This is a genomic window from Pandoraea sp. SD6-2 (genome assembly GCF_000389825.1).
In the GTDB taxonomy this organism is placed as follows: Bacteria; Pseudomonadota; Gammaproteobacteria; order Burkholderiales; family Burkholderiaceae; genus Pandoraea; species Pandoraea communis.
Genome location: NZ_KB944442.1, coordinates 1 through 13855, shown reverse-complemented (window position 1 = coordinate 13855; position 13855 = coordinate 1). Strand labels below are relative to the sequence as shown.

At 56.5% G+C, this 13855-nt stretch carries 8 protein-coding genes and 2 pseudogenes; 6 read left to right on the top strand and 4 right to left on the bottom strand.

All coding sequences use genetic code 11. The annotated features are described in order from the left end of the window. From C266_RS28080 to C266_RS12495, 3 genes and pseudogenes are all read right to left on the bottom strand, one after another. A pseudogene (locus tag C266_RS28080) lies at positions 1-715 on the bottom strand (IS3 family transposase); the annotation flags it as partial. 1668 nt (positions 716-2383) lie between these two features. Further along, positions 2384-2623 (bottom strand): annotated as a pseudogene (locus C266_RS28075) (transposase); the annotation flags it as partial. Between the two features lie 236 nt (positions 2624-2859). After that, entirely contained in the window at positions 2860-3795 is a 936-nt protein-coding gene (locus tag C266_RS12495) for a LysR family transcriptional regulator (protein ID WP_010806601.1), read from the bottom strand. A gap of 127 nt (positions 3796-3922) precedes the next feature. Here C266_RS12495 and lysA point away from each other — a divergent pair, with 127 nt between their 5' ends. The 6 genes from lysA to C266_RS12465 all read left to right on the top strand — a co-directional run bounded on the left by lysA (position 3923) and on the right by C266_RS12465 (position 13272). Continuing rightward, complete coding sequence (lysA, locus tag C266_RS12490) at positions 3923-5143, top strand: diaminopimelate decarboxylase (protein ID WP_036662813.1); 1221 nt, start codon at positions 3923-3925, stop codon at positions 5141-5143. A gap of 184 nt (positions 5144-5327) precedes the next feature. Beyond that, positions 5328-8324 (top strand): AMP-binding protein, encoded by a 2997-nt coding sequence (locus tag C266_RS12485; RefSeq protein ID WP_168162908.1) that lies wholly within the window; start codon positions 5328-5330, stop codon positions 8322-8324. Beyond that, positions 8290-9630 (top strand): aspartate aminotransferase family protein, encoded by a 1341-nt coding sequence (locus C266_RS12480; RefSeq protein ID WP_010806598.1) that lies wholly within the window; start codon positions 8290-8292, stop codon positions 9628-9630. Before C266_RS12485 ends, C266_RS12480 begins: the two co-directional genes overlap by 35 nt. 21 nt (positions 9631-9651) lie before the next feature. After that, positions 9652-10695 carry an iron-containing redox enzyme family protein gene (locus C266_RS26190; protein ID WP_010806597.1) on the top strand — a complete coding sequence of 348 codons (1044 nt, stop codon included), beginning with the start codon at positions 9652-9654 and terminating at the stop codon, positions 10693-10695. A 20-nt stretch (positions 10696-10715) separates the two neighbouring features. Then, the gene (locus tag C266_RS12470) at positions 10716-11975 is read left to right on the top strand and encodes an acetyl-CoA carboxylase biotin carboxylase subunit family protein (RefSeq protein WP_010806596.1); all 1260 of its coding nucleotides are present in this window, start codon (positions 10716-10718) and stop codon (positions 11973-11975) included. Between the two features lie 43 nt (positions 11976-12018). Continuing rightward, positions 12019-13272 carry an MFS transporter gene (locus C266_RS12465; protein ID WP_144265809.1) on the top strand — a complete coding sequence of 418 codons (1254 nt, stop codon included), beginning with the start codon at positions 12019-12021 and terminating at the stop codon, positions 13270-13272. Positions 13273-13400: 128 nt separating this feature from the next. Here the strand turns inward: C266_RS12465 and C266_RS12460 are convergent. Beyond that, positions 13401-13855, bottom strand: a 455-nt coding sequence (locus tag C266_RS12460) for an IS3 family transposase (protein ID WP_010806594.1), incomplete at its 5' end; no start/stop codon positions are given.

Genomic DNA, 13855 nt, shown 5'->3' with positions numbered 1-13855 from the left:
CAGCGCCCCTGCGCCCATAAATACGTGATGTCGCCGCACCAGACCTGATTCGGCGTAGCCACGTCGAACTCCCGATTCAGGACGTTGGGAATGTCGATGCGCTCCACCGTGGCGCGCTTGTATGCGTGGTTGCCAGGTTGCTTGCAAATCAAGCCGAGCTCATCCATCAGACGGCTAACCTTAAAGCGCCCAACCGTCGTGCCTTGCTCGCGCAGCATGCCCATGATGCTGCGGCTGCCTGCCGAACTGCGGCTCTCGACAAACAACTCGTGCACGCGGCTGCGTAGTGCTATTCGCGCCATGTCAACCCGTTCCCGACGATGTCTGTATGCGTAAAAGCACGACCGGGGTATGTCGAACAACTCACACAACATTGCTACCGATACGCCGTCGCCGAACTGGTCGATTATTTCGTACGTTCTATCCCTTCCGACATCAGCAGCGCAGTAGCTTTTTTTAAAATGGTCTTCTCCCTCTCGAGGCGTTCAACCCGCGCTTCCAGCTCCTGGATGCACTGCTGCTCTGGCGTCATTGCAGGACTCTGAGGCGTGATGCCGTGGCGTTCCTGATGCAATTGTTGAACCCAGCGACGCAGAACCGATTCCGCAACGCCGACCGACCGGCTGGCATCGACGTGGCTATAGCTCTGGTCGAGGACCAGCGACGCAGCACTGCGCTTGAACTCAGGGGAAAACGTACGACGTTGCTTGCTCATCAGACACCTCTTCATGGCGAGTATTCTCGCCTAAATTGGTGTCCGGGGAAATTAGACCACTACATTGAGACTACCTTGAATTCTGGAGCCAATCGGATACCCGATCGCCGTCCCTCCCAATGCGCCAGCCATCGCTGAATTCGGATTCTGGCCTTGCAGTGCAGAACCAGTCAACGCACCACCAACTCCCGTGAGAGCTACAGGAATAACCTTCATCCCCGTCGATGCTGCGCCCGTCGCTCCAGCCAACGCAAAGCTAGTCCAGTCAAACGGCCGATCACCCATCGGTTGGACACCTCCATTAGCGCCTAACCCAAGGAGTCCGCCCGTCCCCATCAGCCCCGCTGACGCAAGCGGACCGCCCATCACCAGACCTAGACCAATCATCCCCACGCCCGCCAACGTCGATCCCACTGGATCCTTCTTCATATTCGACGTCACCAATTCACCATACGTCTGACCGCGCCCCAACTGTTCCTGGCCCAAGTTATATGCCGCCTCATTCGATTTTATGTAATGACTATTGAAGTCATGATTCGCATATTGAGGATCATTCACATCTCCGGCGCAATTCAAGTTCTGACAACCAACAACGCGCCGAATGTCGTAGTCATGCTTTCCTCCAGACGCTTCGGCTGTCTGCTTGTCCGAATTTCGCAACATTTCGGCGAGGACTCGCCCCTCCGCTTCGGCCTCACTTATGCCAAGCTCCTTGGCGACAACCTTTGCATATCCTGCAGCCTTCTTATACTCGTCCGGATACAACTGCCGATTGAACCGATCAGTATTAAACCCGGTGAAAGCCCCAGAAGTCCCACCGGCCGCTGCACCAATGGCCGTTCCGAGCCCAGTCGTCACGATTTGCGCCAGCGCTTGATCGATATCCGCATTGCCCGTCGGATGGGCATCCTGAATCTTGTTGCTCAGATCATTCAACACGCCGCCGAGCTTTGACATCAAGCCAGCACCCAAGGCATTACCTCCGCCCAACCCCGCAACAATCGCGCCTCCGGCCGCGTGCATCGCCGCGCGATAATCCCCGCCCTCCGACCAGTCCTTTGCCTCTTGCAAGTACTGGGCCTTCAACGTGGGGTCTTCGGTGTTTTTCGCCTTCTCCTTAGCTTCCTCTTCCTTCCTATTCGCATACGACCCGATATCCCGCGCCACCGCCTCCCCGGCCGCCGTCGCCGCTGCCATCAATCGCGACTGGTCGTTGAGCAAATTCTGCAGATCCGGCGTGCGACTGACTGTGTCATTCAGGTTTGTCGTGTCGCGATTCAGGCTTGCCAGATCTTGCGTCTGGCTCGCGCCGTTCGTTAGCGTGATGGTGCCACCGCTTACGCCACTTCGCGTCGTGCCCCGCTCGCTGCCGCTCTCCGACTGCGGCAGCATCGGCGAAATGCCACCGGTGTTCTTGCCCGACGTCGGCCCCGTCGTGCGCTCGTTCGCTCCACCGTTGCCCATCGTGAACCCGCCGCCAACGCCGAAGCTGTTCGCGCTGTAGTCCGAGTGGTTCTCCATATCGGAGAACGTCAGCGTACCCGTCGTCAGTTGATTCTTCGACGCGTCTGCCGTGCTGGCTATATACGCACCCTTCAGATCGGTATTGCCCGTTACGTTGACGTCAAAGCCACCGCTCCCCGCCTGAATCCCCGACTGCTCGACGACTACGATCTCCGCCTTGAGCTTTTCCTCGACGTACATCTTGCGCAGCCGCGCGTTCTCGGCTTCCAGTTCCTTCATCCGCGCGATCAGCGACACGTCCATGCCGCCGTACTTCGAGCGCCATTTGTAGAACGTTGCCGTGCTGATGCCCAACTCCCGGCACAGGTCCGGCGCCACTAGCCCAGCCGCCACGCGCTTGAGCGCGTTCATGATCTGGCTATCCGTGAATCTCGACTTCTTCATTCCGTAGAACTTCCTCAACGAGAAAATTCCACTTCCGATCCCTCCGGTTTTTCGAGGGGATTACCTGACCACTACATTCGGCAACCTCAGTGTGACGCTGTGTCCTGGATTACAGGGGCAACTCCACCGGCTCAGTACGAACAGCGCATGACGGGCTAATTTACGGGGAGGTTAGACAGCTATTCCAAACAGCAACGCACGGTTGCTCGATAAGCTCGACATGTCATCGCTCACGCCTATTGCGCGTATTTTGATGACGATGTCGTTCGCTCAAGTTCTGTGCTGATGACTGTGACTTCCTCGCGCAACGCGCGAATGAAGGGGGTGACGAGCCGGTTCTCCGGTCGGTGCTCCGCAAAAAGAAGGTTTACCCGGAACGGAATGGATACTTCTACTGGTCGAATGTGGAGACCGTATTCGACGAACTCTATTGCCGTAAGAGGGTTCACTATCGAAAGTCCAAGCCCTTTTCGCACAAGGCTGCAAACGGAAGCAGCCGTCGGTGCTTCCATCACCAAGCGGCGATTGACTCCCTGCCGGGCGAAAGTCGCATCCCATAGCAAACGGTATGGGTCTGTTGACGCGAGACTAACGAAGTACATCCCGGAAAAATCGGCGAGTGCAATTCGGCGCTTCTCGAGCAGCGGGTGACCATCGGGCAGCACGCAAACTTCGTCAATTTCGAGAAGTGGCTCCAAGTGAGTCCCGGGGGGGGCTTTGTCCTGTTCGGTTAATCCAAGATCGAACCGCTGAGCTGACAGCCACTCCTCAAGAAACGGGGACTCCTGGACATCAATCGAAATCGTGGCATCTGCACGTTCCTCGAAGAACGTACGACAGGCCCCGGGAAGCAAAGTTTGAGAGAAAACGGGGAGCGTCAGCACGGAGAGCTCACCACCTCTGAAGGCGCGTAGGTGTGCTGCCGTGGAAGTTACCCGCTCAAGACCCACATAGAACTGCTTGACTTCCTCGAAGAGCACCAACGCGGCGGCAGTGGGCCGGAGCCTGCCATCGGCCCGGTCGAACAATTTGAATCCGATCACCTGCTCTATGCGTGCCAACTCCCGGCTGACAGTGGGTTGCGATGTGAACAATAGGGCGGCTGCTTTTGTCACGCTGCTGGTCGTCATCAATGCGCGAAACACTTCGACATGCCTGTGCGTAAGCGTCATGGCGTCTCTATATCAGGAATGAATAGAACAACGATATTTTGATATTTTACCCGCGCGTGGATAGTCGGCATGATCCGTGCAATAGCATTCCAATACGGCGGGTAACGTGACGGCATTAGGCGAGGACATTCCGGTACATGAGTTGGTGACTAAGTATGGATCCCCTTTGTGGATCTACGACAGTTCGAGAATCCGGCGCCGCATTGCGGATCTTCGCCAATTCGATGTCATTCGTTATGCGCAGAAGGCTAACTCGAACGTCCATATTCTCAAGCTAATGTTGGCGCAGGGTGTTGTCGTGGACGCGGTGTCGGCAGGAGAGGTGGAGCGCAGCGTTGCTGCGGGCTTTGATGCCCGGAGCAACCCGCCCGGTGTTGTTTTTACGGCCGATGTAATCGACAAAAAAACGCTGGCCTTGGTGTTGCGTCATGGCATCAGCGTCAATGCCGGATCACTGGACATGCTCGAATACCTTGGGGCTAACGCACCCGCGCACGGGGTATGGATTCGAGTGAACCCGGGCTTCGGTCACGGACATAGCAACAAGACGAACACCGGTGGCCCTCACAGCAAGCATGGGATATGGCACACGGATGTAGGCAAGGCCGTTGCCTTGGTGAAAAAGTATGGGCTGCGCTTGGAAGGCATTCACATGCATATCGGATCGGGAGTGGACTATGACCATCTCGCCCGTGTCTGCGTAGCGTTGGTGGAGGTTGCCCGCAAGATTGATTGTGACTTTCATGCGATCTCGGCAGGTGGCGGACTGTCAGTGCCATACATGGACGGTGACGTAAGCATTGATACCAATCATTACTTCCGGTTGTGGGACGAGGCACGCCGTGAGGTCGAACGACATCTCGGGCATGACGTCAGACTGGAGATTGAACCAGGCCGGTTTCTATTGGCCGAGGCAGGAATTTTGGTCTCGGAGGTCCTTGCGGTGAAGCAGACGCCGGAACACCGCTTCGTGCTGGTCGATGCCGGATTTAACGACTTAGTACGCCCTTCAATGTATGGCAGCTATCACGAGATCTCCGTACTGCCTGCCAAGGGGACGGAAGCTGGGGAAAGGCCGATCGGACGCCTTGCAGTCGGAGGGCCGCTATGTGAGGCTGGGGACGTTTTTACGCAAGGTATTGGTGGTGTAATCGAAGATCGCTTAATGTCCGAGCCGCGCGTTGGCGACCATCTGATCTTCCACGATGCCGGCGCCTACGGTGCCTCCATGTCGTCGAACTACAACAGCAAACCGCTCGCGCCAGAGATTCTGTGGGACGGGTCGCAAGAGAAATTGATCCGGCGCCGACAAACCATACATGACCTGATGGCGCTCGAAGATTGCTAAGCCCCACGTTCAGCGGTAGGTAGGCCCGTTTGGACAAGGCTGAGTTTCTTCATGGATCAAATCCATCTGCGATGCTGGGATTTCTGGAGACAAAAGCACCACAAACTATTCGATAAGCAAGTGCATGCAGGTGGAGAGAATCATTGGTAAGCAGTTTGCGTCGCTGTTAATACCAGGAGAAACGATGTCTCATGCATCAATATCAGAGGAGTATTGGAGTCACTCTGAATCGATCGTCGAGCAGGTCTGGGAGGCTGCCAAGGCGGATCCGCAGCGCATTGTCATAGAAGGCCAGGGGAAGCGAATCAGTTGCGCTGCATTAACGCGAGGGGCACTGCTGCTGGCAGCACGCATGCAGCGGGATGGGGTCGGCCAAGGGGACTATATTCTCTGCCCGATCGAGCGAGATCTCGCACTGCCGTTGGCGTGGCTCACCTGTGCTAGCACGGGAGCGGTTCTGGTGCCCGTCGACCGGGGGTGGCCGTCAGAGCGCCTCGAGTATGTCCGCATGCTAACTCGCGCAAGAGGCGAGTTCTGTCTCACAGACACGCATACGCTCACGCGTGGTGAGCTCCCGGCATTTCAGGTAGACATATCCGATGATCAGATCGTCGATGGCGCGTCGCTGCTGACGCCGTGCAACGCTCCGAACCCCGGCGCACTGCTTTATGGTTTCTTCACGTCCGGCAGCACCGGCACGCCAAAATGTGCATTGAACCGTCATCGGGGGGTCGCGAATCGGCTCTCTTACATGACGAAGACCTTCGGTCGAGGACATCGGGTATTACAGAACAGCGCCCATCTGTTTGATTCGTCGATTTGGCAGATTCTTTGGCCGCTTTGCAGTCAAGGTACGTTGTTCATCGATTCGGACCATAGGCCCGCCGACGTATGCAGAACTGCCGATCTGATCGCTCGTCACGGAATCACGATGACCGATTTCGTTCCGTCGCTCTTTCGTCTGCTCGTTATTGCTCTCCGACGTGGTGAGATCTCTCGTGACAGCCTTCGCTCATTGCGCTATCTCATTATCGGTGGCGAAGAACTGGATGCCGTCTCGGTCCGGGAGTTCATGGAACTGCTACCGGACGTTCAACTCGTGAACACGTATGGTCATACCGAAGCTTCCATCGGTATGGTTTTTCACTTCGTGAGCGGAGATCCAGGCGATCGAATCCCCCTAGGGAAACCGATTGACAACACCTTCGTTCGAATCTGCGACGAAATGTTACGTCCGTTGCCTGATGGTCAGTTGGGAGAGATCGTTGTGGGTGGCGAATGCGTTGGTGCGGGGTATCTCGGTCAGTCGGAGTTGACAGAAACCGCGTTTCCATTGAATCCCTTTGCAGATGTTCCGGGTGAGCGTGTCTATCGCACCGGCGACATGGGTTCTATCAACGCGCTCGGACTACTCGAATACCACGGTCGCTTCGACGACCAGGTCAAGGTCCGTGGCGTACGCGTGGAACTCGGAGAGATCGAATGCACGGCGCGCAAGGCATTCGGTGGAAAGGCGGATTTTCATGCATTCTCGTTTTGTCGCGACCATGGGGAGCCGTCAGTTGGTTTGGCGTATTCGACTGCGCAGACTGTCACAGTTGATGAAATCTGGAAGGCTCTCAAACGGGGTCTGCCGGCCACTCATCTTCCTGCAGTAATTCTCTGCCTAGAGTCGGTGCCGCGAACCGCGACGGGCAAGGTCGACAAGAAGCAGATCGCGCGAATGTTCGCAGAGAGTGCTGCGAACGATTTGGATGGGGCAGACGTCGATACGCTTGAAGGACTTTTATTGGGGGCATTCAAGCGCTGGTTCGGTGCAGCCAGTGTGTCGGCAGACAGTAATTTCTTCGAACTCGGTGGGGATTCCCTCGAGGCCGTCCATTTCCTGGTCGATGTTGAGAGAAAGCTGGGCATCAAGTTGCCGTTGCAGACGCTGTACGATCATCCGTCCGCTCGGATGCTGGCTCGCTACGTGGAGGCGCCGGCTACATCGGTCCCCGCGGACGTCGAGTTCGAGCCTGTACCGGAGTTCTCGCCGATTCGTCGAGTGGTCCGAGCCCCTAGGCAACGTCATATTGTCCTGACTGGGAGCTCGGGATTTCTCGGCATTCACACATTAGCCACGCTTCTAACGCAGACGACCGCTCATGTAACGGCAATGGTCCGCGCTCAATCGCGCGAAGACGCATGGACACGATTGGCTCGTGAGATCGCGTGCGCGGGGATCAATCTAGAATCGCTTCAGCACCGGGTCGAGGCATTGCCAAGTGACCTGTCGCGACGCTCGTTCGGATGGGATGCGCCGACGTGGCAGCGCATCGCCGTCAAGACCGACACCGTCATTCACGCAGGGGCTAACGTCAATTTCCTCTCGTCCTATAGAGCATTGCGGGCCGCAAATGTGATTGGCACGCAACAGGTGATTGACCTGTGTTCCGAGGATACTCCGAAGCGGTTGGTCTACGTGTCGTCAATGGTCGCTGAGCGAGCCGATAGCGTGCTCGGAACTGGTGAAATCTGTCACGTTCCCGTTGGCGCGTTGACTCGTGATGGGTTGAACGGTTACGCAACAACGAAAATCGTGAGCGAACAATTGGTACTAGCCGCCGCACGCTCCGGTCTTGATGCGGCTATTTTGCGATTGGGCGATGTCCTACCTTCGGTGAGAACCGGACACGGTAATCGAAAGTCGGTCATTCTGCGCTTTTTCCGATATTGCCATGAACACCGAATCGCCCCACTAGACGTCGGGGACGTAGTGGGCGTGTCGGTCGACGTCGCAGCACAAACTTTGGTGGCGCGGGCTGTTGCCGAATGCCGAGATGGAAATGCATCACTTGGGGCGGCGTGGATAGATGGGATGGCAGAAACGGCTTTTTCTATCGACATGATATTTCGTACTGCTGAACATATGATGAATTTATCTTACGAATTCGTCGGCTATCAGCGGTTCCTGAAGACATTGCGCGAAAGCCGCGGAGAGGACGCACGTATTCTCCTAGCCGTTCTACCACCACCCTCCGCGATAAATGAGATATTCGGTCGATCACCTCCTGAGTGTTTTTCCGCACGTCCGTCGGCATATTTCCAAATAGCGCTGGCATTACTTGGTAGTGACATCAACGTTGAAGAGAGGAATAACGAGAATGGATTATCGGCTTGGCAGCAGAATCCCGCGTGATAGCTCGCGCAAGCTGTTCGCGCGAGGTCAGATGTTACTTCCCGGTGGAGTCAGCTCGCCAGGACGAGCATTCTCGGAGGTGGATGGTGGGCCGCTATTCATCAACGGAGGGGAAGGGAAGTACCTGATCGACGAAGATGGAAATCGCTTCGTCGATTTCGTCTGTGGCCTTGGTCCGGCCATTCTCGGTCACGGCCACCCCGAAATTCAGGCAGCGGTGAACACGCAGTTCGCCAAGGGCACAGTGTACGGTGCGCCGACGCGCAGTGAATACGCCTTGGCGGAGCGGATCCTCCAGACGATCCGCGGTCTGGATTCGGTCCGTTTCACCTGTTCCGGCACTGAGGCCACGATGACGGCCTTACGTATTGCACGTGCCTACACCGGCCGGAACGGCGTCATTAAGATCCGCGGAGGCTACCACGGTCATTCGGATGCTTTGCTAAGCGGCGCGAGCAAGCCACACATGCGTGCGGAATCTGCATCGGCGAGCACTGTGCGAAACGGCGTAGACCAAGTAAATGCCTTTTCGACTTTCTTGGCCGAATTCAACGATTTGGCATCTGTTCAGGATGCAATCGCGCAGGCTGACGGCTCGGCGGCCGCCATCATTCTCGAGCCGGTACCCTCGAATATGGGCGTGATACCGCCAATGCCAGGCTTCCTGCAAGGTGTGCGCGAACTAGCCACCCGCAGCGGGATCGTGTTGATCTTTGATGAAGTCGTCTCGGCTTTTCGCCATAGATTCGGCCCCGTAGCTGACTCCCTCGAAGTGATGCCTGATCTGATCACATTCGGAAAGATCATTGGCGGCGGATTACCCGTTGGTGCCTTTGGTGGCAGGAAGGAGTTGATGTCATTGCTCGTCTCGAAGGGCAGCGTGTTTCAAGGGGGAACCTTTGCTGGCAGCCCGTTGACGATGGCTGCTGGGTTGGCTCAGTTGGAAGTCCTTGAGAGAGACGACGTACATGTGCGGATCTGTGCATTGGCGGACAGACTGGCGTGCCTGTTGCGCGACGGCTTCCATGCCTCCGGACTCAAGTTTGGCGCCCAGCATTTCGGCTCGCTTGTGACGCCGGTGCTCTGTGATCGCCCCGATGGGATGAAAGGATACAACGACGTGTCCCTCCAAGACAAAACCGTGTTCCGGAAGATTTTCGCGGATCTGCTGGAGGCAGGGTTTGCGATTCCCCCGACGATCGAAGAGCCCTTTTTCATCTCCGCATGTCATACCGAGTCCGATGTTGATTCCCTTGCCTGTACCTTTGTTGAATCCGCCGTCAGGCACGTCCTGATTGAGAACTGATCCGCATCTCAGGAGACTCCTGTGAACGCTCGTATTCAAAGTCTTTATAAGATCGTCGCTTCCTGCTTCACTGGCAATGCAGTCGACATGGATAGACTGATCGAAGCCGCTGTGAATGACCTGGGCGGGTGGAAATTGCTTGAGCTTGAGATCCAGCAAGGCTTGGCGCGTGGTCCTCTGGGCGAGCGCTATGCTGCTCACAAGTTGCTGGCGGGCATCTACACGGTGCTGACTCATGTGCCACCTGCGGGAGTTCGTAGCGCGGAAGGAGCAGCTACGATGACGAGACTGCGCTTCATCCTGGAGAACGCATTCATCGCTACGCTCGACCAATCGATCGTAGCGAATATGCCGGTCGATGTGCCTGATTCGAGTCAATTTGGCGAGTGGCTGCACGATCTTGTTGCACTCCATCCGGCCGGCAGCCATGTCGCCTACACGCGCTACCTCGCAGAAGAAGCGACCATCGAAGATATTCGCTTCTATCTGGTTCAGGAGTCAGCGATTGACGCCAACACCGACGATTTTCTTGCGGCACTGCAAATTGGTGCCCCTACATCCGCAAAACTCGAGATAGCGGCCAATTATTGGGACGAAATGGGTGAGGGGGACCACAATCTCTTGCATTCGTCATTGTTCCAGGAGGCACTCAAGAGCTTCGGCATCGAGCACACAGAGACCGACGATGCGTTGACGCTGGAGGCATTGATTTGCGGGAACCTGCAGACCATGCTGTCGTTGCGTCGAGAATTCTTCTATCTGGGGATCGGGTACTTTGCTGCGACCGAACAACTGGTTCCAGACCGGTTCCGCGCGTTGGAGAAGGGGTGGGAACGTGTGGGCCTTTCTCGCAAGGGCGCGGACTATCACTTACTGCACATCGAGGTCGATGGTCATCACACGGAGCGCTGGTACCGCGATGTGGTGACCCCGCTCGCCCAACAGGCTTTCGCTGCGCGTGTGGAGATGGTGCGCGGTGCGTTGTTCCGGTTGCACACCTCGGAGAGCTACCTAAACACGCTCAACGAGCGCTTTCCGAGCCAGTTGGCGGTCGATGCTGCTTAGCACGCACAAGGGGGCAGAGAATGAATGATGAAGAATATGTGCTGCTCGTTGGTGCAGACCTTGCCACTCGCGAACGCGCCATTGTTTCGACGGCTCGGGCATTGAGGAAGCCAATCGTATTGCTGGCGTATCCCGGTCATCCATTCGCGCAGACGCGGCGTGCCGCCTTTGCGCTGGCCGACGACGTTATTGTGGGGCCGTATTTGTTGAATCCTGATGCCGCATTAGAAGCGGTCCAGGAGTTCCATCAACGCTCTGGTCGACGACTCCACGCGATCGTTCCAGTCAATGACTTTGTTCTGCCGGCATGTGCAGCTATCGCTCGCACGTACGGCCTGCCGTTTCTTGATGAGGCTGTGATTCTACGGTGCCGGGACAAGCTGGTCATGAAACGGGCACTCGCCGATGCTGGCTTGAATGTTGCCCGGACAGTGGCGTCAGGGGAGGACGTGGATCGATTCGTCTGGTGTGGCAATCACAGACTCATATTCAAACCTACGACATTCGGTGGGAGCGGCGGGGTAAAGCTGGTGTCGAACCGTGCGGAACTTGATGTTGCCATCAAAGAGGCCAGAGATATTCTCGCTCGCTATTGCGCCATCCTCCACATCGATCCAACACGCCTGCACCTCGAGGAGTATCTCGACGCTGAACGAGAGGTTTCGGTTGAGGTTTCGTGCACTCCATCTGCCGCGAGGGCAATCGCCGTTACTGACAAGCAACTTTCCCCTCCGCCATTTTTTGCGGAAATTGGACATATCGTGCCCTATGCCGGCGACGATAGTGATGCGCTCAAGCGCCAGGCCGAACGAGCTTGTAGAGCACTCGGCATCGATCGGGGTGTGGCACACGTGGAGCTTCGCATCGTGTCGGGAAAGCCCTTTGTGGTGGAGGTGGGGGCACGGCCGGCGGGTGGCAAGATTGTTGACCTTGTCCACAAAGCGCTTGGAATTGATCTCTATGCACTTCACGCTCACGCCTATGCCAATGATTTCGATTTCGAGCTCACCGAACCACGGCAGCGAGGCGTGGCTGCCATTTCGTTCTTGAAGGCGCCGCCCGGAGTTATAAAGACAATACGCACTCCGTCCGTCCCATCAGGAGTATGCGAGATCGCTTTGTACAAGGGGGTGGGTGACATTACCGCCGCGCACGCCTCGAATTTTGAGACACGAGAGGGACACGTTGAATGGTTTTGGCCAGCAGGCCTGGACCGGGTCAGCCTGCTAGATCAAACGAACACTCTCGCAATGGAAATCTTCGAAGTAGTGGCCGACTGAAAATGCGTTGGTGGGCTTGGTGGGGCCACTGTGGGAGGGGGCAATGCGAGAACACGTAGAACCAACAGATCTGCGGGATTCGACTGAGAAAGCTGCTGGTGGCCAGGTTTTTTTCTGCCTCTGCGCCATTGCATATTCGGTGGCGATGTTTCAACGAACCTATCCAGCCACGATCGGAGCTGAGATGGTGGCGGATGTGTCGATCTCGTGGGTTGAGTATGGCTATGGCGCATCTGCCTACCTGCTCGCGTATCTCGCAGCGCAGTTGCCCGCGGGGATGACCGTCGACCGTTTCGGGGCGCGGCCAGTGCTGCTCTTCAGCTTATGCATGTCTGCATTTGGTCTGATGCTGGTCATTCTCGCTAGACATTTTGCTGTTCTGCTCCTAGCTCGTATCGTGACAGCCGTTGGCGACGCCTTTGTCTACAGCGCATTGATCAAAGTCGCATCCAGTGAATTTCGTGAGAATCGCTTTGCCCTAATGATGTCCACGGTGCAGTTGGCGGGATACTTGGGCGTTTCGGCCTCCACGCTGCCATTAGCCATCGGGGCTGGAGCTCTTGGCTGGCGCTTTTCATTGCTGGTGCCGTTTTTCGTGCTGATTACGTTACTTGGCTTAATGACTTACGGCTGGCTGACCAGACCCACCCCGCAGCCTGCTTCAAAAGTACGTTCGCAGAGGCTGACTGCCAGAAACCGCCTCGCTCTAATTGCACATTTAGCGCCCACGCTCGCGGCATTCTCAGCCTACTACTTTATGTACATCTTCATTTTTTCGGCGTGGGGAAGCCGATATCTCGTTTTAGGTGGATTGACGACACAAACCTCGGTATCGTCAATCGTGCTGACTGCAACTGTTGGCCTTTGTGTCGGTGGGGTGCTCTCGGGCATTGCACTCACGCGCGTGTCGCGCCCGGCCATCGCGGCCTGTGCGGCTTCGATTGGGGTACTGATTGCGATCGGGCTGATGCTGTCAAACGGAAACCCGACATCTACGGGAGCGGCCATGCTCCTTCTTGGTGGTTCGTTCGGAGCGCTCAGCAACGCGATAACAGCAACATTGCGCAGTTGCTGTGGCGTTAAGGACATTTCGTTTGCCTCCGCACTACATGCAACGCTTGGCAACACGGTGACGGCCGGACTCATGCCGGCGTTTGGGGTGGCGGCAATTGGGTTTGAGGAGCATGCGCGAATGATGCTAGGTTTGAGCTTGACCGTGCCCACGCTAATTATCCTCGGCGCGATGTGCTGGCCGCTGCTGCGTTGGCCAAGGAGCGCGGAGAGGATTCTGCAGTGACTCTCGTCTCCTGTTCCTGGACGGATCCGCTTGGGTTTTCCGGACCAAATCCAGAGTGAGTTTTTCGGCGTTGTGATCCGCTTGGGTTTTCTGTACCAAATCCAGAGCGAGTTTTTCGGCGTATCGGGTCAAGTCGACCCGGGTAAAAACACCAATTGTCGGGCGAATTCGGCCGGCGCCATCTCTTTGAGAGCTGAGTGAGGCCGACTCTCGTTGTAGTCCCCGCGCCATACCTCGATAATCGCTTTCGCTTCGTCCAGCGTCTCGAACCAATGCACGTTCAAGCATTCATCACGGAATGATCCGTTAAACGTCTCAATGTGGCAATTGTCCGTGGGCTTTCCTGGGCGACTGAAATCGATTTTCGACTTGTGGTGATATGCCCACATGTCGAGCAATCGCCCGGAAAACTCACTGCCGTTGTCTACAAAAATATGCCGAGGAGCGCCGCGTTTGGCCGCGATACGATTGAGTGCCGACACCACGTGCTCTCCCCTCAACCGTTGACCAACTTCGATGGCCAGGGCTTCTTTCGTGAATACATCGACAACTGTCAGCGTGCGAAACTTCGAGCCATCTGCGA